We start from the raw sequence: 26,089 nt of genomic DNA, 5'->3' as shown, positions 1-26,089 counted from the left end.
TTACAACCCGAGCCGGCCGGCGAGCCGCCGGAGCGGTCCGCCAGCGGTCTCTTCGGGCGTCTCCCAGTGGACGAACGCCGGTTCGATCTCAGCACCGGGACTCGAGACGAACACCTCGTGTTCCGGGGCGGTGACGACGAGTCGAATCTTGTACTCGCCGTTGTAGCCGAACTTCAACAGCGTCCGCTCCGAGAATTCCTCGACGAACGTCTCGACCTCGTCGGGTATCTCCGGAGCGACGACGACGAACGTAAACGTCGTACTGAAGTGGTCCTCGTTCGCCTCGATCCACTCGTCGGCGAGGTCGTGGCCGAGGTCGACCAGCGACTCCAGTCGATCCTCGCTCACCCGCGACTCGCGGGTCACGAAGAGGTGTTCGTACGCCTCGTGGTTCGCGTACGTCACCGACGGGTGGAGGAAGTGTTTCGAACTCTCGATGCGCAACTCGCCGTAGAGGTCGAACCGTTCGGTCTCGACGACTCTCTCTTTCTCGAGGTCGTAGTTGACGAACAGTCGGTCGGCGACCCGGTCGACGTACTCGTCCTCCCAGTCGGGAACGCCCTCGGCCGCCCGGAGGCTGGGTTCTTCGTCCTGCTCGGCGTCTCCATCGACCGAATCAGCCCCATCAACATCCGATCCGATCCCGTCGGCAGCCGGAGTATCTCCCTCGTCATCCGGTTCGTCCCCGTCGACGGTAGACTCCGCGTCGTCGGGTCCGTGCACTCGAGCGTCGCGTTCGGGCCCCTCCCCGTCCGGTTCGCCGTTCGTCTCGTTCGCTGGTCGGCCCGTCATATTCGATCTCGTCGGGTCGAAGGTTTCGGGCAGGTACACTTAAACCGTGCGCCACAATCACACGGTGGTTCGGACTGCGATCGAGCGCGGTCTGTACGGCGGATCGTCTCAGGGGGATTATCGTCGGGGGTCATCGGTTTCCTGTGACGGATCGAGAGACAGCCACGACAGACGAGGCCGAAACCGTCGGGTGGCGACGATACTCCCTCGCATACGGTTTACTATACGTCGGTACCGCCGAACCCGTGACCCGTCTGCGGGTTCGCCGGCACATCGGGACAGCAATCCGTCTCAGTTGGTCGTAATGACCTCGAGGACGTCACGTGCCTCGACTTCGTACTCCTTGCCGAGCTGGCGGTTCGACCGACAGTCGATGGCGTGGAGGAAGCCGTCACCGATGTCCGAGTGGAGGCTGTACGCGAAGTCCTCGGCCGTCGACCCCGGCGGGATCAGATAACAGTCAGGAAGCACTTCGCCGCGTTCGTTCCCGAGCCCATTCGCGCCGCCGGGAAACACCGGTGTCACGCCCAGCACGTCGAACAGCGCCGTCTCGAGGGCCGCCTGGACCCCGGTCGCGCCGTACTCGGAGAGAAACTCTCGAATCTGTTCGAGACCCTGTTCCTGTTCGCCCGAAATATCGCCCGTGATCTCGAAGTCGGCGTCGCCGGGCCGGTAGTCGACGACGCTGGCCTTGTCAGCCGACTTGAGGGCCTTCTCGGCGTGGGCGCTGCACGGGACGATCGTCAGGTGCTCGTACTCGGGGTCGGACGTGATCTCCGCGTAGTTCGCCTGGGCCTCGGGGGTGTCCATCTTGTTCGCCGCGATCACCATCGGTTTGGTCTCCGTGCGGATCTCGCGGGCCAACTCGAGTTTGTCCGTCTCCTCCCACTCGTCGGGATCGAAACCGACGTCGATCCGGCGAATCAGGCGCTTGATCTCGTCTTCGTTCGTCTTGAACGCGCTCATCTGTTCGGCGAGTTCCTCCTCGATGGCGTCGTCCTCGGTCGTATATCCCGACTCGTAGCGACCGATCCCCTTCTCTAAGACGTCCAGATACCACTGGTCGAGTTCCTCCTCTAAGAACGCGATGTCCTCGCGCGGATCGTGACCCTCGGTCGGTTCGCCCTCGAGGTCCGTCTCCCCGGAGAAGTCGACGACGTGGACGAGGACGTCGGTCTCGTTCAGGTCGGTCAGAAACTGGTTGCCGAGGCCGTTGCCCTCGTGTGCGCCGGGGATCAGCCCGGCGACGTCGACGAGTTTTGTGGGGACGAATCGGGTGCCGTGATCGCAGTAGCCGACCGACGGCGTACACTCTTCGTCGAACTCGGGTGCCGCACACTCGACGCGTACGTAGGCTTCACCGACGCTGGGGTCGATCGTGGTAAATGGATAGGCCCCTTCGGGGACGTCGTTCATCGTCGCCGCGTTGAAAAAGGAGGACTTGCCGACGGAGGGTTTGCCGACGAGTCCGATCCGGTAATCCGTACTCATTATCTGTCCCTCGTGCGGCCCGACTAAACGGGTTTCCTTCCGATTCAGGATTGCTACGGGAGAGCGTGGCATACGGGCGGCTGCCCGTCAGTGCCGACACACCCGTGACCCGTGGGGCGGGTTCGCCGGGACATCTTACACCAATCGGTATCACGCCCGAGTGGGTCGTACACCGGTGGCTCTCGGAGGGCGTCACAACCCCGATTCGAGACCGACCGCGCCGGACGTGCTGTAGTAAAGCTACCACATCCACACATATACACTATAAATTATCATTTGAGCAGACGTTCATCAGTTGATGACAGTCGTCCCGACCTATTTATAATAATTCGTTGACGTTGCGCTATGGGCGATTCGAACGCCGATACGATAGCAACGACTCGAGTACGGAGAGTCCACGACGTCACCACCGACGACGTGCGTCCTGAACTCGACATTCCGATCGAACGGTCACACGTCGCCCGTCTCGAGGGAGAGCGATCGTTGTCGGAACGAGTCCGGTGTTCGACGTGCGACGTCGTGATTGAACCGCAGGAGTATCGGCTCAGCTGGGTCGTTACGAGCAGGGAGACGACTGTCGAACGCCACTACTGTAGCGAGCCCTGTCTTCCAGACGAGGCGACGATTCGTGCGAGCGACCGATCCGACGGGTCGGGTGCGTCTCGAGACTGGTCGTACTGTCGGTGACCGTCGTCATCCCGTAATCGCGTTCCAGCTCCAGCCGGCGGCTCCGAGCCAGATCAGAACGAGAACACCGAAGATAGCCCACTGCTGGATTTCGGTTTCCGCGACCGGTGCGAAGACGTCCATCAGGCCGGTTGCCTGCATCAGCGCGATTACGATCAGCACCAGTCCAAATATCGAGACGGCAGCGATTCCGAGCCAGTTTCGCCCCATCCACTTCCCCTCGCGTTCGGCCTCCTCCCTGTCGGTCGTGGGTGTCTCGGTCGGTTCTCGGTCGGGCTCGGACATAGAGACGGTAGTCGGACGAGAGGGGAAACCGTTCTACCTGCAGCTTCCGGCCAGGCTGGGGACGTATCCGTTCGTCCGACCCGTTCGTGTATCCTCGTACGGATTGCTGTCCCGCTGTTCCAGTGCGACCGCCGCCCGGTCGCGAGTGTGCCGGCACTGACGGTCAATCGGTCGTCTCACTGGAGGACGTCGGCAAGTGCGTCCATCGTTCGCTCGACCCGGTCACGACGTGCGTTGTGCCCCATGTGGCCGATTCGAAGTATCTCGTCCTCGTGGTCGCCGAGTCCTGTTGCCAGCACGATCTCGTGGTCCTCGAGCATCCGTCGTTGGAGCTCGCTGGCACGACCGTCGACGTCAAGTGCCGTTACCGTCGGCGAACAGTCGCCTTCGTCGGCAGGGTAGGTCTCGAGGCCGAGTTCGGCGGCCCGCTCGTGACAGTACGTGGCGACCGACTCGTGGCGATCGAAGACGGAATCCATTCCCTCCTCGAGCAACAGATCGGCGGCGGCGTCGAGCCCGGAGAGGTTCGACGCGAGGTGGGTGTACGGGAACCACTCGTCGTCGACGGCGGTCCGCCAGGGCTCGAGGTTCGCGTAGAGCGTCGGGTTCTCGGCGGACTCGATCCGATCCCAGATACGATCACTTACCGAACAGATAGTGAGTCCTGGCGGCGAGCTGAAACACTTCTGACTGCCGCCGATGCAGACGTCGATCCGGTCGGTCGGAACCGGTGTTCCACCGAGCGAGGAGACGGCGTCGACGACCGAGCGGATCCCGTGTTCGTCGAGGACGTCGAGGATCGGCTCGAGGTCGTTCAACGTCCCGGTCGGCGTCTCGCAGTGGACCATCGTCGCGACGTCGAAGTCGTCGCCGTCGGCCCGTGCGTCTTCGATCGCTTCGGCGACGACGTCGGCATCGAGCGTCCCCCGATCTGAAACGCCGCACGTGACGGCCTCTCCCCCGTAGCTCTCGACGAAATCGGCGAAGCCGTCGCCGTAGAGGCCGTTCGAGAGACAAAGCACGCGGTCGCCGTCGTCGACCAGCGAGGCGACGGCAGCCTCGAGGCCGAGGATTCCTTCGCCGCCGAGGACGACCATATCCATCTGCGACTCGCCGTCCTCACCGGGAGCGCTCGGATCCGCGCGGAAAATCGACTCGAGTTTGTCCAGCAGTCCTCGGTACCACTCGAAGAATTCGGGCTCGACGTCGGGGTTCGGCGTCGGTTCCGCCATCCGGCTTCGCACTTCCTCGGGCACCTCGGTTGGACCGGGCGTCATCCGTAATCGATCGTCGGTCATACAGGAACTCGAGACCCCCGGAGGGATAAATCCCGAATACGGTACAGTTGCTGGAGCCGGTCGGTATCCACCGACCGTCCATCCTACTCGGTTCCGATGCCGAAGAGGCCGTCCCGGTTTCGCCGCAACCTGCCCCGGACGACCGGCGACGCGGGAAAGACTCCGACGCCGGTGCGTTCGATCTCCTCGAGCCCGAACGCGTCGTGGGAGACGAACCGGTCGATCGTGTCCCGGTTCAGGTGACAGCCTCCCGCGGCTCGTCGCCACAGCGGTGTCAGCAGGTCCTGGCCGCTCGCCCGCCAGTCGTCGGCACGGACGTGCTCGAGGAAGCGAAACTCGCCGCCGGGTTTCAGTACCCGCGCAACCTCCTCGAGGGCGGCGTCGGGGTCCTGGATCGTACAGAAGACGACGCCGGCGACGACGACGTCGAAGGCGTCGTCGGGGTACGGAAGCGACTCGGCGCGAGCGTCCCTGAGGTCGACCGGCAGGCCGGTTTCCCGTGCGTTGTTCTCGGCTCGCGTGCGCATGTGGGGATCGGGCTCGATAGCGTGGTACTCGAGGTCACCCGTGCTGGCGTCGACGGCGTAGGGAAACAACTCGCCGTTGCCACAGCCGAGATCGAGGGTGCGACCGGAGAGATCCTGAACCAGGTACTCCCGGTGAGACCGGAGCTGTGCTGGTTCGGGCAGCAGGTCGTAGAGCGCCGCGAAGACGGGGTGGGAAATCTCGTGGTCACACCCGCCCGCGTGCTCGGCGGTCGATTCGGACATACGTAGGGATACAACGGACAGACGGGTAATCGTTTGCGCACTCGAGCGACCGCTTCGATCGTGGTCGGCGTGAGCCAGAGCGAAGGGAGAGTAGCGACTCACCTGATCGTATCCGGAATGCGCTCGATCACGTCCGTCGCGACGACGCCCGGACCGAACTCCGCGGTCGCCAGCTCGCCGGTCTTGCCGAGAATCCAGGCACCCAGCTCCGCCGCGTCGGGTCGATCCATCCCCTGTCCGAGCAACGACGCGACGATACCCACGAGCGTATCACCCGTCCCGGCGACCGACAGCGCCGACGTTCCCGTTTCGTTCTGGATCCGATCGCCGCCAGCGACGATCTCGTCGACGTCGCCGGTCAGCGTGACGACCGCGTCCGTCTCCCTCGAGAACGCCTCGAGCGATCCGTAGGCATCGCAGATGGGGTCGTCTTCGGCTCCGCTGGGGGTGAGAACCGCATTCGAGAGGTCGGCCTCGAGACTGGGTTCGATCGCGAGAGCGTCGACGACGGTCGGGACGCCCACGGTGTCGACGACCGAGCGGATCGCGTCGGGGTCGGCGTCGACGAGACCCGGCCCGATCACGAGGGCGTCGGCCCACTCGCTCATCTCGTGGGTGCGGGCGACAGCGCGTTCGTCGAACGTCTCGCCGGCGTACCGATCTACCAGCAGATTCGGCGACTGTCCGGCGACGATCTCGTAGATCGGATCGGCCACGAGCGCCCGAACGTGATCGGAGCCGGTTCGAAACGCCGCGCGTCCGACGAGCGCGGGCTGATTTGGGTACGCGGTGCTCCCCCCGATGACGCCGATCCGACCGTTCTCCCGGCCGGATTCCTCCGCGACGTTCGAGAGCGTTCGCTGGAGTCGAGCCATACGGTTCGTCGGAACCGCACTCGGGTAGGCGTTGGCCACGCGTACTCCGGCTTACCGACAGCTGCGCCGCCTGGCTCTTATCAGTAGTTAGTAGCACGGCTTCTTTATTTAGTAATGGACACGAAACCCACGCTCGCTCAATAGAGGCGAAGAAGTGTGCACTCACCGCGAGCGAACGACGTGAGCGAGCGGGCCGACGACCGACCCGAAGGGGAGAGAGGAGTGCTTTTCATCAACGTTTCGCCGAGAGCGGTCGCTCTGCGACCGCACGCAGAGCAAAAGGTTGGTAGACTAACTGTTCGAAATTCGTGTCTCTCTATTACTAAAATGAACATTTTCGTCAAAGGGGTATTTTTGTCGGTAACTCCTGATACACAGGTATGCAGCGACGAAGATTTCTCGCGGGAATGGCTGCATCAACTGTCCTAGTGGCAGGCTGTCTCGGCGACAGTGATGGTGAAACCGATGACTCACAGACGGGAGCCAGTAACGAGAGTGACGACGATGCAGTGGAGTACGATCGATGTCCACACCGCATCGTTCGGGTCTCCGACCTTCCTTCCCCCGCCGAAGCAGAGGCACTGGCAGCTCTCGAGAACGATGAGACCGAATCCGAGAAGGGTCCATATCTCCCAGACGTGATCGATATCAACGAAGCGTATCTCCTCCATGAGGATAGTTACTACCTTGTTGAACAACCAGATATGGAGAATCAAAGCCCGATCTACCTCACGGAGACGCTGCCGGTATTTGGCGAAAATGTGATACTAGAAAACAGGATGGATACTGACGTCACAGTACACATTCGTATCGAACACGAGGACACGAGCGATGTACTGCTCGAGGAGACGGTCAAATTCGACGTAGACGAACACGTCACTCTCAACGACGACGTGGAATTCCCGTATGGCGAGTATCATGCAGAGTTCGACGGGGACGACCTCTCCGAACAGGATACGTGGGAAATCGCTTGGGAGTTGGACTGGGCGTACGAGACCGGCGACGACTATCCAGTCCTGCTCGACGATCACGGCGTGTTTATCGATCCTGTTGCTCGAAACACGTCGTTTGGACCGTGTTCTTGGGACGATGACGGTAGCGTCAGTTCGGGTGACTACTGATACGTTCAACAGGGTTTTCGTACGTCACGTTCCGTCGTTCCATTGGGCTTTCCCGTATCGGAATACCGCTGACGCTCCGGTGAAGACGTAACGGGTCGCAAGTCAGGACCGGCGCGAACTGTCGGGTGCGAGCGCGTCGTCGTAGACCGTCACGAAGAGGTTTTCGAGCTCCTGGCGAGTGGGTTTGCGTGGATTGTTGGCCGGAGATCCCGAATCGAACGCGTCCTGGGTCATCTGGGGGACAACCTCGAGGTACTCCTCGCGGGAGAGGACCTCGCCGAAGTCCTCGAGGTAGTCGGTGAGGGAGATGTCCTCGCAGAGTTGTTCGATGCCGTCGCTGGCCTTGCGAGCGGCCACGCGAGCGGACTCGTTTTCGTCGGCGACACCGAGGATACGGGCTACGTCGGCGTACTTCTCGGGTGCAGCCATCTGGTTGAACTCGACGACGTAGGGGAGGATGAGACCGTTCGCGAGACCGTGTGGGACGTGAAGTTGTGCCCCTAGCGGGCGGGCCATGCCGTGAACGAGCGCGACCGACGAGTTACCGAAGGCTTTGCCGGCCTGGAACTGTCCGATCATCATCTCCGTTCGGGCCTCGATGTTGTCACCGTTGGACCAGACCACCGGGAGCGCATCGACGATCCGGACCATGGCGTTACGGGCGTACTCGTCGGTGACTCCGTAGCTCTTGACGGACGTGAACGCCTCGATGGCGTGGGTAAAGGCGTCGATACCCGTGAAGGCGGTGTGGCTCTTGGGAAGCGAACGAGTCAGTTCGGGATCTTCGATGGCGACTGTCGGAACGATGTTCTCCGAGACGATGATGAACTTCGTTGCGGTAGACTCGTCCGTCAGGACGGCCGTCCGCGTCGTCTCGCTTCCGGTCCCTGCGGTGGTATTGACGACGATGATCGGTGGCGTCGGATTCGGGACACCGTCGTATCCGGCCTCGTCGACACCGAAGCTTCGGATGTCGCCCTCGTTGGTCGCCAGGATTCCAACCGATTTGCCGGCGTCGATCGACGAACCACCGCCGAGTGTGACGATAACGTCACAGTCTTGCTCCCGCCAGAGCTGAAAGGCCTCCCGGACGTTCTCGACTGTCGGGTCTGGCCGAACGTCGGTGTACAGGACCGTCTCGACGCCGCTGGATTCGAGCGCCTCGACGATCCGGTCGCCGTGGATGTCGTAAATTTCTTGTGAGGCGAGGAGGAGGGCCTTCGTTCCGTAGCGATCGGCGTACTCGCCGACCCGTTCGCTCGCGTCGATACCGAAGAGCGTTTTTCCGGGCGAGACGACGGTTCGCGTTCCGTGCGTCGGCGCTGGTTCGGACATGCTCTCTACCCACGGTGAGCGTGTGGAAAAGCGTTTGTTCGTAAGTGTACGACAAGTAGCCGTCGAGGGATCAGTCTATCGGGATCCGCCTCGAGGAGCCGGTCGGTGACCGGATCGGGACGGTCACGCTCCGGAGGCCCTCGTCACCCTCAAGCGACGCGAGCGTTCGGCGGATGCCGTTGTGGTGGCCGACGCCGACGACGGCGACGACGTCGTAGCCCTCAAGTCGGAGCGCGTGGAGCCGTTCGGCCATCGCCCGGTCCCGACGGTCGATCACCACTTCGGCGAGTTCGGGGACGACACGGCGTAGGAGGTCGATCGCCGGCTGGACGTCGTCGCCGTGTTCGATCTCCGCGAGCGGGGGTGAGAGAGGGGCAACCGAATCGGCTCGCCGGCCCGGATCGGGGCGAGCAGCCCGGATCAACACTCTCGGGATCGTCGCCGGCCCGACCCGGGAAGCGATCCCCGAGATCGTCTTCTCGATCGGATCGTCGACGAGCGCGACGTCGGTGTCGAGTTTGGCGGCAGTGTCGATCGCGACCGCCATGTCGGTCGTCTCGAGGTCGAGCCCGTAGAGCCGGCCGATCGTCCGCTGAATCGCCCGAACCGCGGTGTAGATTGCCGCGGGGATCGGCGTTACCGCTCGAGCGAGATCGGCGAACGACGGGTCGACGTCTCGGTCGAAGTACTCGAACCGACGAACGTCGAGTTCGACCGCGACGAGATCCGGATCGGCCTCGCGGATCGCCCGCCGGACGCGACGGCAGTGACTCGCAGAGTAGTGAACGCTGGGGACGAGGGTGATAGAACCGTTGGCGGACACGCACCGACGTACCACTACGACGCTCTTGAAAGACGGGGGGTGTCTCAACTAGCGGAATAGCGGCGAGACGTCCGAAAGCGGTACAACTACCCCAGGTACGGATCGGTATGCCGGTGTACCGATGAGGGTGCTGTCCGAGCCGCGACCCCGCTGGAAACGGCGTACGTACGTAGCCCTGTCTGGATCAGTGCCCAAAGCGTACGTACGTAACCGTGTCAGGGCCAGAGTCCGCGGATATCGTGTGCTTCGGCGATCCGCGAGAGCGCGACGACGTACGCCCCGTCGCGCCAGGTGACGTCACGCTGTTCGACCTCCTCGCGGACCGCGTTCCAGGCCGTCACCATCTCGGAGTCGAGTTCCTCGTGGACCCGCTCGAGCGACCAGCGCCGTCGGTTGATATCCTGGAGCCACTCGAAGTAACTGACGGTGACGCCGCCGGCGTTGGCGAGGATGTCGGGGATCACCGGAATCTCTCGTTCCTCGAGGATCGCGTCGGCAGCGAACGTCGTCGGGCCGTTTGCCCCCTCGACGACGAGATCGGCGTCGACGGCGGCGGCGTTGTCCTCGGTGAGGACGTTTCCGACAGCGGCCGGGACGAGGACGTCGACGTCCAGTTCGAGCAACTCGTCGTTCGAGAGTCGCGAGACGTCGGTCTCCTCCGCATAGCGGGTGACAGCCTCCGGCTCCTCGTCGTGGGAAGGGATCGCTCCGACCTCGAGGCCGTCGGGGTCGTAGATACCGCCGTTGACGTCGCTAACCGCGACGACATCCGCCCCCCACTCGTCGAGCAGGCGGGCTGCGTTGGCGCCGACGCTGCCGAAACCCTGGACGGCGACGGTGGTTTCCGAGAGCGGGTAGTCGAAGTACTCACAGGTTTTGCGGGTGACGATAGCGACGCTTCGTCCGGGGGCCCGCTCTCTGCCCTTCGAGCCGCCGATCGCGGGAGGCTTGCCGGTGACGACGCCGGGAATCGTCTCGCCCTCTTGCATGCTGTAAGCGTCCATCAGCCACGCCATCGTCTGCGGGTCAGTCCCCATATCTGGTGCGGGAATATCCTTCGTCGGACCGATGACGCCCCGAATCTCCTGCATGAACCGACGCGTGAGCCGTTCTTTCTCGTCGGCGCTCAAGGACTTTGGATCGACGACGACGCCTCCCTTAGCGCCCCCGAAGGGGATATCCATCACTGCACACTTCCAGGTCATCCACATCGCCAGCCCGACACACTCGTCACGGGTAACCTCCGGATGGTACCGGAGTCCCCCCTTGTAGGGCCCCCGAACGCTGTCGTGTTGGGCCCGGTAGCCGGTGAAGACGTCGACCGATCCGTCGTCACGCTCGAGTGGGACGGTCACCTCGTGGACCGCCCTCGGATGGCGGAGGCGCTCGTGGATCGCGTCGTCGATCTCGAGGTTCGATCGAGCTCGAGCGAGTTGTCGACGGGCGGTCTCGAGTGCAGTCTCCGGTTCGTCGCTCGACGATTGCTGCGGCTCAGCCGTCGAAACGTGTTGATCCGGCCCCATCGTTATTCGATCGGTGTCCGTCGGTTGCGCATATCGGCACCGCAGTTGGGACACGCCTCGGGTGCCAATGCGATGACGACCGTACCGCAGTCGAAACACTCGTAGGTCGATTCTTCGCCGGGATCGAGTTGAACGTCTTTCATGGATATCGTCGACGAGCGAATCGCGGGTGCGATCGTCGCATCTAGGAATATTAGGGATATTAAGATCAGGTTGTTCGTTGAATATCTAGCATCGGATCTCGGCTATGGTTCACTATTCAACCCCACTTCGTCATCCAGCACGTGAGCCGTGCCGTCGAACAGTGCCTCGAAGAGTTTTCGCTGGGCCGTTCGCACGTGCTGGTAGAACGCCGCCGGAGAGATCTCGAGTGTTTCCGCAACGTCTTCCCCCGATCGAGCACGCGGCGACTCGAAGTAGCCGCCGTAGTACGCGAGTTGGACGACCTCGAGTTGTCGGTCGGTGAGTGTGTCGAGGAGGTCGGCCCGGCCGTCGGCTCGCATCGTGCGGTCGACGGTCTGTTTCGAACGGAGGTCGACGTCCTCGAACTCGCTCGAGACGATGTCCGCACTCTCGCGAGCGTCGACGGAGCTCGGAACGTCCACGACGATCCGTGCGAGCGACGGCGTCGCCACGAGGCGTCGCAAGACAATACCGTGATCGGCGAGCCGGAGTGCGAAAAACGGTCGACTGAGTACGAGTCGGACGGTTCCACCAGTTCGGTCATCGTCGTCCGCGGGCGACGGTCCACCGTCGACGACCTGGGCGTCCTCGACGGCGACGAGATCTGCAGCCGCAGCCACGACGTCGGTGGCCGATGCCCCCTCGACCGACGCGAATACCGTTGCTCCGTCGTCGTGCTGTCGTACGCCGCCATCGAACCAGAGCGTACAGTCGGCCCGTTCGGCGAGCCGGGTGAAGACGGAGCTCTCGTCTCGAACCGCGAACTCGAGGCGGTTGCTCGAATCCGAGAGGAGTGCACTCTTTCGCTCCACCGCGGCGATGGCGGAGGCGATCGTCTCGCCGAGTTCGTCGAAGACGGATCGTGTCACGTCGTCGAACGCATCCGGCCGATCGGCGTACACCGTCAACACCCCGTAGGTGAACTCGTCGTAGGACAGTGGCACGCCGAGTACCGACTGATACTCCGCGGCGAGCGCTTCGCCTCGCCACCGTTCGTCACGAAGTCCGTCGACGACGTTCGAGACGACCGTGACCTCGCGATGGGTCGCCGTTCTCACGGCTGGCTCCGTCGCGTCGCCGCTAAGCGACAGCGAGACGCTATCGAGATACTCCCGACCACGTCGCGGACCGCCGTAGGCGCGCACCTCGAGATGGTCTCCCCCGTCGTCGGACGCACCGATCCAGGCGACGGAGAACCGATCGGCTGCGGTAAGTCGATCACAGACCGCCTGCTCGATCTCCTCGCGCGTCTCCGCCTGGACCAGTGCGGCGTCGATTTCGCGGATGAGTTCGTTGATCCGGTTGAGTCGGGTGAGCTGGCGGTTCCGCCGCTTGAGCTCCCGATCGCGTTCCCGAAGCGTTCGCTCGCGCTCGACCCGGTCGAGGGCGGCCTCCGTCGTCGCCGCGAGTAGGTCAGTCAGCTCCCGGGAGGCGTCGTCGAACTCGTCCGGCGACGACGATCCAACGACGAACACGCCGTGGTCGCCGAGCGGAACGAACGCGGCGCTTCTGACGTCGGTCGTCGGGTTCGAGAACGCCGCGGCGTCGGTGATGTCCTCGAAGAACCGGCTCTCTCCCTCGAGGAAAACGGCTCCGAGGACGTTCTCGTCACCGACTCGCTCGGCCGAGAGCGGGCCGTGGAGCTCCGCCATTCCGGAGGAGTGTGCCGCCGGCTGGAGGACGTTGTTCTCGGGATCGAAGCGGTAGATCCCGCTGGCCTCGAGGGCGAGGACGTCCGTGGCATCTCCCACGACGAGATCCACGATCTCGCGGTCGGTTTCGGCGTAGAGGAGTCGCCTGGTCGTTCGATGGAGGGCAGTGAGCGCCTCGTCGCGGCGCTTGCGTTCGGTGACGTCGCGACAGCTGTACAGCGTCTTTCCGTCCTGAATCGACACTTCCCGAACGTTCACGAGCAGGGTGTGTTCGCGTCCGGCCTCGTCCGTCGCCGTACACTCGATGTTCGTCAGAACGCCCCCCTCGGCGAGTTCTTCCCGGTCGAACAGCTCCGCTCCGAGCAGTTCGTCGATCGTCCCCATCTCGTGGATCTCGTCGTCGTCGTAACCGAAGATGAAGTGGACGTTCGGGCAGACGTACGTGAACTCGCCGTCGTCGTCCGTGACGAGGACGGTATCAGTCATGTTGTTGAGCGTTACGCGGTGGAGTTCTTCGGACTCGCGAAGCTCCTGCTCGAGGCCAGCGCGCTCGGTTACGTCCTCCGCCCGGACGAGCACGGAGGTGACGGTTCCGGTCTCGTCTCGGACCGGTCGAATCGTGACCGACAGTGTTCGTGAGCGGTCACTATCCGTCCGGCCGATCTCGGCGGAGACGTCCTCCGAGCCGTCGGTTTCGCCGGATGCCGTCCACGGAAGCTCCCGCCGAACGACGGACCCGTTGGCCGCCGTCTCGAGCGCCTTTCGGAGCGTTGCTCGCTCGTCGTCGCTCTCGTGCCACGGCGACACGTCGAGGAAGGGGCGACCGACGACGTCGGTTCCGGTCGCATCGATCGCCTCGAGTGCGACCTCGTTCGCCCGGCGAACCCGTGCGTCGGGTTCTAAGAGCCATGATTGTGTCTCGCTATCCTCGAACACCGCCGTGAACCCGCGGGCCCGCGACCGTCGGCGACGTCGCCGGCGACCGGTCTCGATCGCACGTTCGATCGCACGACCGCGCTCCTCGGGGCTCCGATCGGCGGCGACGTACTCCGTCACCCCGGCCGTGATCGCCTCACTGGCGAGCGATTCGTCGCCGTCGACCGGTGCCAGGACGACCGGAAGCGTCGCATCGCGTTCCCTGATCGCCTCGAGCAACTCGAGTCCGCTTCCGTCGACCAGCGTCCGCCCCGTCACCACGCAGTCGATCAGTCCGTCCGTAACCCGCTCGAGCGCGTCGTCTATCGTTTCGACCGTGGTCACGGTATCGGCACCGTCGTCGGTTCTCCACCGCGCCGGTTCGGTCGATCCATCGCTCGAGTCGCGATCCGTCTCGGCGGTATCCGATTTCGCCACGAGAAGGTGGGCGTCGGCGATCGGTCCAGAGACCATTCACCGCCAGTACGAACTCGGGGCGATAGAAACCATCGGTCCGCACCCGGGCTGACAGGGGGGGTGGTGTTACTCTGTGAGGTCAAATCGCGCGGTACTTTCTCGAGGTGATCAGATCGGGTGCTTGCTCGAGGATACCGGGGATCCAGCCCCTCCTGCGAGCGCTCCCCGCGTCAAGCGTACCTGGACCAGAGTTCCTGCATCGGCACCCACTCCTCCTCGGGATCGACGCGACCCGCGAGGACGGCGTTCAGGACCGACCCCAGGAGGAGACAGAACCCGCCGAAGTAGACCCACGTCAACACGAGCAAGACCGCACCGGCGATCCCGAAGAGCGCGACGCTCTCGGACGTCGCGACGTAGATTCGAAAGCCCACCGCGAGAACCGTCCAGGAGAGGGAAGCGAGGACGGTCCCCGGGAGCACCTCGCCGACGGAGACGTCGGACTGGGGAAACAGGTAGTACATCGGGACGAAGACGAGCGTCAGGAGTACCGCGAGAACGGCCGCACTCGCAACCGTCGCCACGGGGCCGCCGACGAGCACCGAGAGACTCACGCCGACGACGCTAACCAGCGCGATTCCGACCGCGATCGTCGTCGTCACGAACGCGACGCCGAACGCAGTCACGAGCGTGACCGTCACGGCCGTGTTCGCGTACGACTCCGACCGCCTGGAGCCGTAGACGCCGGTAAACGCGCTGTTGACTGCCTGAAACAGACGAGTCGCGCTCCAGACGAGGATCACCAGCGCGAGCACCGCGGCCCGCGTTCGATCGACGCCGGCACCGGCAACCTCGTCCGTCCCGCCGTCGGTCACCATCCCCTCGAGCCCGCTCGCAGCCTCTAACGACTCGATCAGTGGGTCGAGCGAATCGAGCAGGCTCGCACCGACGAGCAACAGGACGACGAGCGGAACCAGCGTGTTGAACGCGTGGTAGGCCAGCCCCGCGGATTTGACGCTGATCTGACGCTCGCGCGCTACGGCGATCACGTCACGTACCAGTGCGAGCGGACTCGAGTCGGCCATGGCTCGAGGATCCACGTCGGTAGGGAAATCGGTTGGGCCGGCAGACGTGCCGGATCGACGGACGAGGCGGTGGCGACGCGGAACGAGAGAGTCTCGATTCGATCGACAGCACACCGCTACCGGACCGATCCTATACCGACGCCACACTGATACCGGACCGAGTTCTCACTGATCTAGTACCGATATCCCACCGGTACGACACCAGTCTCACACCGATCTAGTACCGATGCCCCACCGACACCGTACCGCTACTCGTCGTGAACGACCGACTGGACGTGTCCGCCGACGCCGTTTTTAAGTTCGACTTCCGGTCCCTCGGGGGTGTCCTCGTAGATCGTCGCCACCTCTCCGACGATCGGTTCCCTGTCCTCCGACTGGACGTCCTGATCGCCCTGGACGATCTCGACGGTGATCCCCTGTCGCAACTCTTGGGCAGTTGGTCGTTCGCTGGAGATGAACGCAGGTGCGTCGGTGACGGCGAAAAGGGTGGTGCCTGCACGCGCGACGGCCGAGACTCGGCTCCGTCAGGCGGTGATTCGATACAGGGTGGTGGATAGTTCGACGTCGTGTTTACATCGAAACCACCATAATTGTGGAAGACTGCCCATCGAGTATGAACCGTGCCGAGAAGGCCGCTCTCCAGTTGCGCGCCGTCGACGTGTTGCGGATGTTAAAGGAGACGCGAACCTACGACGAGTTGGCCGCCACTACCGGCCTCCCCGCTGGCGACCTCAATCGGTACGTGAACGGTCACGTCCTTCCCGGCGCCGACCGCGCCGGCGACGTCGTCGAGGATCTCGGACGGGAAGCGCTGGCCGCGGAACTCGACGCCCGCATTCGCGTCGACGACGAGGGGTACGTCGACAACACCGCCACCGTCTTCGATCAGCCGTTTCTCGACCTCGTCGCGCCGGTCGTCGCCAACGCCTTCGCCTTCGGTCGGCCGGACGTCGTGCTCACCGCCGCCACCGACGGAATCACGCTCGCCGCCTCACTCGCCAGTTACTACGGCACCCGCTGTGTGTACGCGAAAAAGCGCAAGGAGACGGCCGTCGAGGAGTTCATCGAGGCCCGCGAACGCCTCGAGTCCGGCATCCAGCTGACCTACTACCTCCCGGAGTCGGCCATCGATCCCGGCGAGTCGGTGCTGGTCGTCGACGACCTCATCCGCTCGGGTGAGACCCAGGAACTCCTGTTGGACATCGTCGAGACCGCCGACGCCGACGTTGCCGGCGTTTTCGCGCTCATTGCCGCCGGCGAGGACGGCATCGAACGCGCACGCGAGCGGACGGACGCGCCAGTCGGCTCGCTGACGATCGTCTGATCGGCGACTTGCTTCGATCGTTCCGTCGACAATCCGAGACCCACTCGAGTCCATCCTCTATCGCTCGAAACCGTCGTTTCGAGGGGTTTTCACTCGTCGTAACCGCCATTCGCCTCACCGTCACTCGAGTTCGCCCGCCTCGAGGCCGTCGAACAGCGCCTCGACGCGACTCGAGAGATCGATCCCTGCCTCGTCCATGACCTCGACGACGTCGTGGACGGCGTCGGCGGCTCTCGTTCCTCCGGAAACGATCTCGATGTCGAGGTCGGGGGTCACACGCTCGCGCTCGGCGAAGGCGGTTGCCATCTGACTTCTCCCGGCGTTTTGGACACAGACGAAGGCGATCCGGCTGTCGACTCCGTGTTCGGCGTCTGGCTCCATATCCGACTCGAGGGCCGTTCGGGACCTAACCGTTCGTATGTTCGGCCGTGTGCCAACTGTTCGCATCAATATTCCGGAACGCCCGCTCGAGACGCCACATCAGCCGTCGCGGCCGACGCCTGGCGACGAAACCGGACCTACTTCAGCCGTTCCCCGCAGTGTGGACAGTACTCGTACTCCGACTCCGACTCGTCGTCGGTTTGGTCCATGAACCCTGCCGCGAGAATCGAAGCCGGCAATGCGAACAGCCCGATCCCGAGCAAGGCGATTATCCCGGTCAGGAACTGACCAAGGGGCGTAACCGGCGTGACGTCGCCGTAGCCGACGGTCGTCAGCGTGATGAACCCCCAGTAAAACGAGGCGGGAATCGACGAGAAGACCTCCGGCTGGTGGGGGTGCTCGACGAAGTACATGACACTCGAGGCGAGCGTCAACAGCAACACGTTCGCGAACAGTGCCAGAAGGAGTTTCTCTTTCTCCCGATAGAACACCAGTCCGAACGACCGCATGGCACTCGAGTATCGCACGAGTTTCAACAGCCGGAAGAGACGCACCAGTCGGATCGCACGGAGGAACCGAAGATCGGTCTGTACCCCCGCAGCCGAAAGGTAAAACGGCAGGATTGCGATCAAATCGATGACGATCAGGGGGCGACTCGCAAACCGAAGCCGTCCGGAAATCGGTCCCTCGTAAGCCGGATCGTCGACGGCAGCCCACACCCGGCCGAGGTACTCGACGGTAAAGATCGCAACCGAGAACAGCTCGAAATAGTGGAAAAACGGACCGTACGCGGCCGCGATGGTGTCGACCGTCTCGAGGATAACCGCCGCGACGTTGGCGGTAATAAGCGCCATGATGAACCAATCGGTGTAGTAGCCAACCGTCCCACCCAGCTCTGGTTCGAACAGCTTCCGTGTTCGACGACGAGCATCCACATACCGACCGGCACTCATAGAAACGGTATTTCAGTAGAGAATTATTAGTGTTCTGCTAGGAGAGCGGATTTTCGTCAACCACCATTCACGCCGATAACTGCACCGTCGCTTCGAACGCACGCTCGGTGTTCGAAGGAGTGCCCACGGTTTCCCGACGTGTCGGGAGACGTCTGAATTTAACGGGCAGAGAGGGGTAACACGAGACGAAGGTCTCACGAGCGAGGTTGCTCACCGGGTCGGCGTCCCAAGACGTTACCGGACGATCGTTACGGGAACCGGCGAGCGCCGGGCGACGTTCTCGGCGACGCTACCGAGTAAGATCCGACTCGCACCGGTCCGACCGTGGCTGCCGATGACGACGTGGTCGACGTCGCTTCCCTCGACGTAGTCGACGATCGAACGCGAGACGCTGCCGATGACCTGTTCGGTCTCGAGGTCGTGGTCGTACGCCGCGGCCTGTTCGCGTGCTCGCTCCAGGATCCCTTCGGCACGGTTCTCGTGTTGTTTTCGGATCTCGTCGTAGTTCGCCATCGCGCCGCCTTCGATACCGGTGGCCGCGTAGAAATCGCCCGGATCGAGGACGTGGATCGCCGTGATCTCGACGTCGGGATACTCTCGGCAGGCGAACTCGAGTGCGTCGGTCGATCGGTCGGATTCGTCGATTGGAACGAGAACGTGGTTCGTCATGCTCGCCGCTACGCAGCGGCGAATCATAAATTTCAGCCTCGATAGCGTCCGCTGGCAACTGTCGAAAGAACGAAGATGAAACGAGCGGACGGGAGAGGTTACTTCGCGCGGCCCTGACCGCCGGTGTTCGACGGTCGGACCTTCTCTGCGCCCTTTCCACGGGTGTTGAGGCCACGGTTGGCCGTTCCCGCGTTCGTCAGACCACGGAACGCGCGGTTCTGGTGGGCGTCGTCGCAGATCCAGTTGAGATCGTCGTCGTTTTCGATCGCCGGGTGGTTCGGATCGACGAGGATCACTTCGAACCACTTCTGGGAGCCGTCTTCACCAACCCAGTAACTGTTCAGCACACGGAGGTTGGGGTACTTCCGAGAGACCCGTTCCTCGCCGATGCGCTGGATGTTCTTTCGTCGGCCGATGCGGTTGACGCCCTGTCGCTTCGAGCGTCGGCCCGCCTTGTGTCGCTGCTTGCGCGCCGTCCCCTTGCGGACGGAGACGCGAGCGACGACGATACCCTGTTTGGCCTTGTAGCCGAGTTCGCGTGCTTTATCGAGTCGCGTCGGGCGATCGACCCGTTCGATCGCGCCCTGCTTGCGCCACTCCTGTTTGCGTTGCCACTGTAGTTCCCCGAGTTTGCCGTCGTCGGGGTCCTTCCATGCCTCCTTGATGTGGGAGTAGAAGCTCTTTGCCATGCGTATCACCGCGGGCGTTTCCTGGTTCAATCCCGACCGGGGACGGTCCCCGCGGATCACATCCCGACCTGCGGCGAAGCCGTGCAGGTGCCCGCTGATGCCCGCGACCCAGCGAGTCGGTCGATTCTACCCAGCGTTCGGGTATAAGCGCTTCGAACCTCGAGTCGAACTCGAGGCGAGACCAACGTATTTGTCGTCGGGGAGAGTACAGCGTGACATGAGATTCGTTATCGTGGGGTACGGACGAGTCGGATCACGAACGGCACACATCCTCCTCGAGGAGGGTCACGAGGTCGTCGTCGTCGACGAGGATTCCGACCGGACCGAACGCGCGGAGCGATCGGGGTTCGACGCTTGCCACGGCGACGGCTCGGACGAAAACGTTCTCGTCGACGCCGGTATCGACGGCGCTGGTGCGATCGGCGCGTTCACGCCCGACTTAAACGTCAACTTCGCAGCCTGCATGGTCGGGAAACACTACGGCTGTCGGACGGTGCTTCGGATCGACGAGGACTACCGCGAGGACATCTACGAAAGGTACGCCGAAGACGTCGACGAGATCATCTACCCGGAGCGCCTGGGTGCCGCAGGCGCGAAAACCGCGATGCTCGGCGGCGATTTCGACGTCGTGGCCGATCTCGCAGCGAATCTCCAGCTTACGGTCCTCGACATTCGTGACGGATCACCTGCGGTCGGGAAACGAGTGAGCGAACTCGAACTCCCCGATTCCGCTCGGATTTACGCCCACGGACGCGAACGCGAACCGCTGACGATCCCGCTCCCGGGCACCGAACTACGGGCCGGCGACGAGGTCGCAGTCATCACCGAGACGAACTCTCTCGAGCGCGTGCAGGCAGCGCTGTTGCCCGCCAACGGGTGAGACGATCGCTGTCACGGTCGGTGAGAGAACGGCGAGAAACCAGTCGACGGCGAGCCGAACGGAAACCGGTCGCGGGCCACCTCGAGTCGAGGTCGCGTAACCGATCGACAGCAGTTCCGTTCGACGAACCTGTTCGCCAGCAATCCGGGCGACAACCACGTACCGGCAGCCGGCGGACGCCGGACTCGGCGTCCGGTCGCTGCCGTCACTCGATCACCAGCGGGTTCTCCCTTCGTCCGCTGTAAACGGCGCGCGACGGGGGGATGGGGGTGATAACACGGTGCGCGCCGGTCGAATCGAGACGCTCGGTGGTCATAAAACCGCGTCAGACGATCGAATGACGGGAGTCTGACGGCGTCACTCGCTCTCGTCCGGCCGGAAGACGAGAACGTTCTGATGGACCATCGAGGGGACGAACGAGAACGGATAGCCGTAGACGTGGAGGTCCTTCGTGGGATCGTACCAGACGAGATTCGCCGCGAGGGTTACCGGTGCCGCCGACTCGACCGCTCGCGCCAGATCCGCCGAGAGGAACTCGTAGGACTGCTCGCGGTACATGTCGCCGATGAAGACCACCAGATGACCGCCCGGGGCGACCGCGTCGGCGAAGCGGTCGAACTTCTCGGCCATCTCCGCGAGCCACTCGGCTTTCGTCTGCGTTCGGGCCGACTCGTCCTCGAGTTCACCGTCGTCGCCCCCTCCGTCCTCAGCCTCGCTCGAGCCGTCGTCGAACGATCCCAGCTTGCTCTCGCGGGTCGCTCGCTCGTTTCGGGTCTGCTCGAGTTCGTCCATGTGCCAGTAGGGGACGTCGGTCAACAGGAGATCGATCGAGTCGTCGGGGACGTCCTCGATGAGGTCGGCGCAGTCGCCGTGGCGCATCTCCTGGGCGGCGAGGGGGGGCTCGCCGCGAGCGCGGCGCTCGTCGTTCTCGCGTTCTACGACCGTCTCGTAGATCTCGACCCATCGCTCGTTGCGCTCGAAGCCGATGGCTTCACGGAGACCGGTCCCCTCGTGTTCGCAGAAACTCGCGCCGAGCAGGGTACCACCGACGCCCGCAAACGGGTCGAGGATGGTGTCGCCCGCTTTGCTGAACCGGCCGATCAACTCGGCACAGAGCCGCGGCGGTTTCTGCCCACCGTGTTCGCTCCGGCGGTCGTGCTGGACGGCCGGTGGGTAGCCCTGAGCGATCACCGACTTGGTCGCGTACTTCCACTCCTTTCCGGTGAGGTCGTTGACCCGATTCCGTTCGTCGTAGATCCCGCGACCCTCGACGTAGCGCTGGTGGTCCGCGAGTTCGTCGGTGTCGATCACCTCGCCGTCCTCGACGGGAAGGGATTCCTCGCGTGCGCGTTCCGGATCGAACGACCCGTCGTCGTCCGTAAACAGGCGACTCTGCCGATGACGCTCCCCGTCGTCTGCCATGGCCTCGAGTGGTTACCGGGGCCGCTTAAACGCTTTCTCTCCGGCTCGGCCGACGTGTTCTGGGGTGTGGACACAGCGACGCCGTCGTCGATCGGTGACGTGACGCCGCTCTCGTGGTTCGTCGACGTGGTAACACGAACGTCAGGGGACACTTTGTACCCTCGAGCACGTACGGGCGGTATGAACATGCTCGTCGACGGCGAGTGGCGAACCGACGCGTACGAATCGACCGACGACGACGGCTCCTTCCAGCGTCAGGAGACGGCGTTTCGGGACTGGGTTCGCGACGATCCCGACGCCGAGTTCCAGCCGGAGGCCGGTCGGTACCACCTCTACGTCTCCTACGCGTGTCCGTGGGCACACCGAACGCTTGTCGTCCGCGCGCTCAACGGACTCGAGGACGCGATCTCGGTGTCGGTCGTCGATCCCTACCGGGACGAGGACGGCTGGCAGTTCACACCGGAGAAGGAGGGCTGTACCCCGGACCGCGTTCACGACGCCGACTATCTGCGCGAACTGTATGTCCGCGCGGATCCGGATGCGACCTGTCGCGTGACGGTGCCGGTGTTGTGGGACACCCACTCGAATACAATCGTCAACAACGAATCGAGGGAGATCATGCGGATGCTCGAGACGGCCTTCGACGAGTACGCGACCCGGGACGTAGACCTCTACCCGGAGGGGTATCGCGACGAGGTCGACCGGATTCTGGACGACATCTACGAGCCGATCAACAACGGCGTCTACCGGGCCGGCTTCGCGACCGACCAGAGACCCTACGACGAGGCCGTCGACGACCTCTTCTCGGCGCTCGACCACTGGGACGACGTGCTCGAAGACCAGCGGTATCTCGCCGGTGACCGACTCACCGAGGCAGACGTCGCCATGTTCACGACGCTCGTCAGGTTCGACAGCGTCTATCACACCCACTTCATGTGTAACGTCCAGTACGTCCGCGAGTACGACAATCTGTGGCCGTATCTCCGCGATCTCTACCAGACGCCGAGGGTCGCCGAGACGGTGAACATGACCCACATCACGGAACACTACTACACCACTCACCCGGAGGTCAACCCACACCGGATCGTCGCTCGAGGCCCGGACCTCGAGTTCGACGCTCCCCACGATCGGGACGAACTCCCGGGTGGGCCGCCGTCGGAGCTCGTCGCAGCCGGCACGGATCGATAAACCGGTCTGGGTCGGCCGTGGACCGGATCGTTCGTCGTCAGCAAAATAGCGTACGGCGATTCGTTTCACACGGACTACTGTACGTCATCGACGAGACAATTGCGAGCAGTCCAGCGGTCACACCGGTACAGCAGGCCGTATCATAGGGATTATCGTAGCCAACCACCGGTTTCGAATCCTCTCTTTCGGCACTGTCTCTCGGTTCTTCACTGGGAAACGATGAACTCCTACGATAATCCCTATCAGTCCTCGTCCTCGTCGTCCGTCTCCGGTTCTGGTGGCGAGGGCCGCAGCCGATTCGGATCGTTTCGCCACGTCTCGTAACTGGGCTCCACGTCGTCGCCCGCGACGAACACTCGCCAGAGAAGCCACACGAGGACGACGACGGGGAAGACCGGAAGCATGACGATCGCAATAATCGCCGCCATGACGTACCCGATCGCCGACATCTGGACGTTCGAGACGTAGCCGGTCGACTCGGACACCTTGGTAGACATATGTGACGGTTCGAACGACCCGATATTCGGTCTTTCGATACGGGGAGCCAACGGTCCGGAGACGGCGATCCGTCTCAACCGGTCTCGAGCCCCGTTCGTCCGTTCACCTCGTCCTCGAGCACCGCCTGGGAGTCGTCCTGGGGTCGGTAGCCGAGTTCGAGCATCGTCTCGGAGAGCGAGAGGAACCGTTCGGCGTTGTCGGAGATGCCGTGGGCGATCAACGGCGTCTGACGGAGCGAGTGCATCGCGGCCGCTTCGACGACGCGTCGACAGTCCTCGGGGCTGAGCCACATCGCGCGGACATACCGCTCGCCAGCGCCGTCTCGGTCGGCACACTCCTCGCGGAGTTCGTCGCGGGTGAGCAACCAGCCGATCCGGAGGGAAACGACGTCCAGTCCGTGACGGTTCGCGTAGTACGCACCCATCGCCTCGCCGAAGACCTTCGTGACCCCGTAGTAGGTGTCCGGATCCGGCGGATCGTCCGGCCGGACGACCTCCGGGTTGGCGACCGTCGATTCCGGACGGATTGGCGAGACGGTGTTTTCCATGTTCACCGCGTGGTTCGAACTCGCGAAGACGATACGCTCGAGGTCGTTCTCGACTGCGGCCGCGTACACGTTGTACAGCCCCTCGACGTTCGGTCCCGAGACGGCGTCCCACTCGGCGCGTGGATCGGGGTTGGCCGCCAGGTGAATCACCACGTCCTGTCCCTCGAGTGCGTCGAAGACGGCGTCGCGCTCGGTGATGTCGACCGGCGTCGTCTCGAGGTCCTCGGTCTCGCTGTGTGAAAAGAGCGTCAGCGCCTCGTCGCGGTCCGAGAAGGCCGCGATCGCTTCCCGTCCCACAGTGCCCGACGCGCCGGTGATCGCCACGTTGGTCATAGACGACCGACACCACTCGAGAGGAAATACGTCGGGCCGGCACGTTCTGGCCTCGCTCCCGGTTCGCTTCGACGGTTACGGATGGACGACCAGTTTCCCGACACTCTCGCGCTCGCTCATCGCCACGAACGCGTCGGCCGTCTCCTCGAGTGCGTACGCCTCGTCGATCGCGGGCTCGAGATCGCCGGCTGCGACGAGGTCGACGAGTCGTCGCAGGTCGTCCTGTGTCCCCATCGTCGAGCCGACGATCCGCTTGTGCTCGAGAAAGAGCTCGGCGACGTCGATCGTCGAAGTCCCTCCGGCCGTGCGTCCGCAGACGACCATCGTCCCGCCGCGGGCCATCACTCGTTGACCGAGTTCGGTGTACTCCCCGCCGAGGTGGTTGACGACCGCGTCGGGTACACCGATCTCTCTCACCTGCTCGTAGATCTCGTCGGTGTCGGTCGACTGGATTCCGTGATCGAGCCCGAACTCGCGGACCTGCTCGAGTTTCACAGCCGAGGAGGACGTTCCGACCGTTCGCGCGCCGAGGATCGTCGCCAGTTGCACGGTCGCGACACCGACGCCGCCGGTCACGCCCGGGACGAAGACGAGGTCGGCGGGCCCGACGTCGGCCCGCCGGAGCATGTGGAAGGCGGTCGTGTACGCCGTCGGGATCGCCGCAGCGGCGGTCGTCGACACCTCGTCCGGGAGCGCGACGAGCCGGTCGGCCTCGACGCGTGCAGCCTCCGCGAGACCGCCGTGGTACAGCGAGAAGTTCGCACACAGGTTCTCGGGGCCCTCCCGGCAGAACCGGCACTGTCCACAGGTTTCGTTCGGGCAGAGCACGACACGGTCGCCGGATTCGACGCTCGAGACGCCCTCCCCTACCTCGCGGACGGTGCCGGCGACGTCGAGACCCGTGACGAACGGCAGGTCGTCGGCCTCGACCATCGCCGACTCCCCCTCGAGGATCCACAGATCGTGGCGGTTGATCGCACAGGCATCGACGTCGACGACCGCCCCGCCGGGGCCGGGATCGGGCGTCTCGCAGTCGATCACGTCCACTCCGTCCGGGCCGACCAGATCGGTGAATGCTGCGGCACGCATCGGCTCGGAAAACGAGCGCCCGAGAAAAGTATCTGGCCACCGATTCGATCACGGTCGTAACTGCGTCTCGCCACGACGACCGTCCGTCACACCAGTTCCGGCAGCGCCTCGAGCGAGTCGATTTCGTAGCGCGGCTCGTGGTCCGCGAGGTCGTACTCGAGGCGGTGATCGCGCCTGACGAAGGCGGCGTCGATCCCGGCTGCGTCGGCTGCGACGACGTCGACGCGACTGTCGCCGACGTACAGCGGGTTCCTCGCGCCGAGATCCTCGATCGCCAGCTCGAGGTAGTACGGCGTCGGTTTCTTCCGGTCGATCCCCTCGATCGTCGGCTCGCGCCCGTACCAGACCTCGATCGGCTCGAGTGCGCAGTTGTCGAGGATGTTCTCGATCGTCTCGTGTTGGTTGTTGCTGACGATTCCGGTCGGAACGGGAAGCGACTCGAGGGCCGTGACGTCCTCGTAGACGCGTTTTCGTCCGGCTTCGATCTCGGCACGCTGGGCGTCGATCGCAGCTCGTTCCCGTGCGCTCCACAGCGCGGCGGCGTCGACCCCGTGGCGGTCCGCTACCCGACGCAGCGAGGACCGATCGGGGCCGAGGAGCGTTCGAATCTCCTCGTCGGACGGGTTCGAGACGCCGACGGATTCGAATGCGTCGTGGATCGCCTCGAGCAGGACGTCCCGGTCGGTCGGCGTCGTCAGTACCCCGTCGTTGTCGAACACGATCGCGTCGTAGCTGGCTGCCATGATGGCGTGGCGCCCACCTTGGAAGCGAACGGATATCGGCGTTGCGCCCGCGGAACCCGCTGCCGCGTCTCGAGAACGATTTCTACCGACCGGACGCGCCGAACCCGGTCCGGAGGTTCAA

Annotated in this window: 26 protein-coding genes and 1 pseudogene; 5 read left to right on the top strand and 22 right to left on the bottom strand. The window is 63.8% G+C overall.

From position 1 onward, the window contains the following. Entirely contained in the window at window positions 1–792 is a 792-nt protein-coding gene (locus tag GRS80_RS08875) for a hypothetical protein (RefSeq protein ID WP_235019688.1), read from the bottom strand. Between the two features lie 291 nt (window positions 793–1,083). Next, entirely contained in the window at window positions 1,084–2,283 is a 1,200-nt protein-coding gene (locus tag GRS80_RS08870; protein WP_160047224.1) for a redox-regulated ATPase YchF, read from the bottom strand. Between the two features lie 345 nt (window positions 2,284–2,628). Here GRS80_RS08870 and GRS80_RS08865 point away from each other — a divergent pair, with 345 nt between their 5' ends. Continuing rightward, a complete protein-coding gene (locus tag GRS80_RS08865) occupies window positions 2,629–2,970 on the top strand; it encodes a hypothetical protein (RefSeq protein WP_160047223.1) in 342 nt (113 codons plus the stop codon). A gap of 6 nt (window positions 2,971–2,976) precedes the next feature. Here the strand turns inward: GRS80_RS08865 and GRS80_RS08860 are convergent, their stop codons facing one another. The 4 genes from GRS80_RS08860 to GRS80_RS08845 all read right to left on the bottom strand — a co-directional run bounded on the left by GRS80_RS08860 (window position 2,977) and on the right by GRS80_RS08845 (window position 6,198). Next, complete coding sequence (locus tag GRS80_RS08860) at window positions 2,977–3,255, bottom strand: hypothetical protein (RefSeq protein ID WP_160047222.1); 279 nt, start codon at window positions 3,253–3,255, stop codon at window positions 2,977–2,979. Between the two features lie 176 nt (window positions 3,256–3,431). Continuing rightward, window positions 3,432–4,553 (bottom strand): alanine--glyoxylate aminotransferase family protein, encoded by a 1,122-nt coding sequence (locus GRS80_RS08855; RefSeq protein ID WP_160047221.1) that lies wholly within the window; start codon window positions 4,551–4,553, stop codon window positions 3,432–3,434. 83 nt (window positions 4,554–4,636) lie between these two features. Further along, window positions 4,637–5,323, bottom strand: coding sequence for a class I SAM-dependent methyltransferase (locus GRS80_RS08850; protein WP_160047220.1), 687 nt, complete (start codon window positions 5,321–5,323; stop codon window positions 4,637–4,639). Between the two features lie 98 nt (window positions 5,324–5,421). Then, complete coding sequence (locus tag GRS80_RS08845) at window positions 5,422–6,198, bottom strand: NAD(P)H-hydrate dehydratase (RefSeq protein ID WP_160047219.1); 777 nt, start codon at window positions 6,196–6,198, stop codon at window positions 5,422–5,424. A gap of 380 nt (window positions 6,199–6,578) precedes the next feature. Between GRS80_RS08845 and GRS80_RS08840 the strand changes: the two genes are divergently transcribed. After that, window positions 6,579–7,319 carry a hypothetical protein gene (locus GRS80_RS08840; RefSeq protein ID WP_160047218.1) on the top strand — a complete coding sequence of 247 codons (741 nt, stop codon included), beginning with the start codon at window positions 6,579–6,581 and terminating at the stop codon, window positions 7,317–7,319. Window positions 7,320–7,421: 102 nt separating this feature from the next. Here GRS80_RS08840 and GRS80_RS08835 read toward each other — a convergent pair whose 3' ends face one another. From GRS80_RS08835 to GRS80_RS08805, 7 genes are all read right to left on the bottom strand, one after another. Further along, entirely contained in the window at window positions 7,422–8,654 is a 1,233-nt protein-coding gene (locus GRS80_RS08835) for an iron-containing alcohol dehydrogenase (RefSeq protein ID WP_160047217.1), read from the bottom strand. 70 nt (window positions 8,655–8,724) lie between these two features. After that, on the bottom strand, window positions 8,725–9,477 hold the full coding sequence (locus GRS80_RS08830) for a TraB/GumN family protein (RefSeq protein WP_343161508.1): 753 nt from the start codon (window positions 9,475–9,477) through the stop codon (window positions 8,725–8,727). Between the two features lie 215 nt (window positions 9,478–9,692). Beyond that, window positions 9,693–11,000 carry a glutamate dehydrogenase GdhB gene (gene gdhB, locus GRS80_RS08825; RefSeq protein WP_160047215.1) on the bottom strand — a complete coding sequence of 436 codons (1,308 nt, stop codon included), beginning with the start codon at window positions 10,998–11,000 and terminating at the stop codon, window positions 9,693–9,695. A 2-nt stretch (window positions 11,001–11,002) separates the two neighbouring features. Further along, entirely contained in the window at window positions 11,003–11,143 is a 141-nt protein-coding gene (locus GRS80_RS08820) for a rubrerythrin-like domain-containing protein (protein ID WP_149083033.1), read from the bottom strand. A gap of 102 nt (window positions 11,144–11,245) precedes the next feature. Next, window positions 11,246–14,224: a bacterio-opsin activator domain-containing protein gene (locus GRS80_RS08815; RefSeq protein ID WP_160047214.1), complete on the bottom strand. Its 2,979-nt coding sequence runs from the start codon at window positions 14,222–14,224 to the stop codon at window positions 11,246–11,248. Window positions 14,225–14,397: 173 nt separating this feature from the next. Then, window positions 14,398–15,252: a YihY/virulence factor BrkB family protein gene (locus GRS80_RS08810; RefSeq protein WP_160047213.1), complete on the bottom strand. Its 855-nt coding sequence runs from the start codon at window positions 15,250–15,252 to the stop codon at window positions 14,398–14,400. 248 nt (window positions 15,253–15,500) lie between these two features. Next, window positions 15,501–15,707 carry a DUF2196 domain-containing protein gene (locus GRS80_RS08805; RefSeq protein WP_343161515.1) on the bottom strand — a complete coding sequence of 69 codons (207 nt, stop codon included), beginning with the start codon at window positions 15,705–15,707 and terminating at the stop codon, window positions 15,501–15,503. A 158-nt stretch (window positions 15,708–15,865) separates the two neighbouring features. Between GRS80_RS08805 and GRS80_RS08800 the strand changes: the two genes are divergently transcribed. Next, window positions 15,866–16,576 (top strand): phosphoribosyltransferase family protein, encoded by a 711-nt coding sequence (locus GRS80_RS08800; protein ID WP_160047211.1) that lies wholly within the window; start codon window positions 15,866–15,868, stop codon window positions 16,574–16,576. Window positions 16,577–16,741: 165 nt separating this feature from the next. Here the strand turns inward: GRS80_RS08800 and GRS80_RS08795 are convergent. The 4 genes and pseudogenes from GRS80_RS08795 to GRS80_RS08780 all read right to left on the bottom strand — a co-directional run. Further along, window positions 16,742–16,957: pseudogene (locus tag GRS80_RS08795) on the bottom strand (low molecular weight phosphatase family protein); the annotation flags it as partial. A gap of 137 nt (window positions 16,958–17,094) precedes the next feature. Next, complete coding sequence (locus GRS80_RS08790; RefSeq protein ID WP_149083036.1) at window positions 17,095–17,910, bottom strand: ion transporter; 816 nt, start codon at window positions 17,908–17,910, stop codon at window positions 17,095–17,097. Between the two features lie 234 nt (window positions 17,911–18,144). Beyond that, window positions 18,145–18,579 (bottom strand): universal stress protein, encoded by a 435-nt coding sequence (locus GRS80_RS08785; protein ID WP_160047209.1) that lies wholly within the window; start codon window positions 18,577–18,579, stop codon window positions 18,145–18,147. 98 nt (window positions 18,580–18,677) lie between these two features. Further along, the gene (locus GRS80_RS08780; RefSeq protein WP_160047208.1) at window positions 18,678–19,268 is read right to left on the bottom strand and encodes a 50S ribosomal protein L15e; all 591 of its coding nucleotides are present in this window, start codon (window positions 19,266–19,268) and stop codon (window positions 18,678–18,680) included. A 217-nt stretch (window positions 19,269–19,485) separates the two neighbouring features. On the opposite strand from GRS80_RS08780, the gene GRS80_RS08775 reads away from it, so the two are divergent. Continuing rightward, window positions 19,486–20,148: a TrkA family potassium uptake protein gene (locus GRS80_RS08775; protein WP_160047207.1), complete on the top strand. Its 663-nt coding sequence runs from the start codon at window positions 19,486–19,488 to the stop codon at window positions 20,146–20,148. A gap of 357 nt (window positions 20,149–20,505) precedes the next feature. On the opposite strand, the gene GRS80_RS08770 is transcribed toward GRS80_RS08775, so the two are convergent. Beyond that, window positions 20,506–21,570 (bottom strand): DNA methyltransferase, encoded by a 1,065-nt coding sequence (locus tag GRS80_RS08770; protein ID WP_160047206.1) that lies wholly within the window; start codon window positions 21,568–21,570, stop codon window positions 20,506–20,508. A gap of 180 nt (window positions 21,571–21,750) precedes the next feature. Here GRS80_RS08770 and GRS80_RS08765 point away from each other — a divergent pair, with 180 nt between their 5' ends. Beyond that, window positions 21,751–22,758: a glutathione S-transferase family protein gene (locus GRS80_RS08765; RefSeq protein ID WP_160047320.1), complete on the top strand. Its 1,008-nt coding sequence runs from the start codon at window positions 21,751–21,753 to the stop codon at window positions 22,756–22,758. Between the two features lie 242 nt (window positions 22,759–23,000). Here GRS80_RS08765 and GRS80_RS08760 read toward each other — a convergent pair whose 3' ends face one another. The 4 genes from GRS80_RS08760 to GRS80_RS08745 all read right to left on the bottom strand — a co-directional run bounded on the left by GRS80_RS08760 (window position 23,001) and on the right by GRS80_RS08745 (window position 25,968). After that, on the bottom strand, window positions 23,001–23,255 hold the full coding sequence (locus tag GRS80_RS08760; RefSeq protein ID WP_160047205.1) for a hypothetical protein: 255 nt from the start codon (window positions 23,253–23,255) through the stop codon (window positions 23,001–23,003). A 74-nt stretch (window positions 23,256–23,329) separates the two neighbouring features. After that, window positions 23,330–24,136 carry an NAD(P)-dependent oxidoreductase gene (locus tag GRS80_RS08755; RefSeq protein ID WP_160047204.1) on the bottom strand — a complete coding sequence of 269 codons (807 nt, stop codon included), beginning with the start codon at window positions 24,134–24,136 and terminating at the stop codon, window positions 23,330–23,332. A gap of 75 nt (window positions 24,137–24,211) precedes the next feature. Continuing rightward, window positions 24,212–25,225, bottom strand: coding sequence for a zinc-binding dehydrogenase (locus tag GRS80_RS08750; RefSeq protein ID WP_160047203.1), 1,014 nt, complete (start codon window positions 25,223–25,225; stop codon window positions 24,212–24,214). 86 nt (window positions 25,226–25,311) lie between these two features. Then, entirely contained in the window at window positions 25,312–25,968 is a 657-nt protein-coding gene (locus GRS80_RS08745; RefSeq protein WP_160047202.1) for an HAD-IA family hydrolase, read from the bottom strand. Window positions 25,969–26,089 lie beyond the last annotated feature (121 nt).

Source organism: Natrialba sp. INN-245, assembly GCF_009807105.1.
Classification (GTDB): domain Archaea; phylum Halobacteriota; class Halobacteria; order Halobacteriales; family Natrialbaceae; genus Natrarchaeobius; species Natrarchaeobius swarupiae.
The sequence above is the reverse complement of the archived record's forward strand: the minus strand, read 5'-3'. Positions and strand labels throughout refer to the sequence as shown.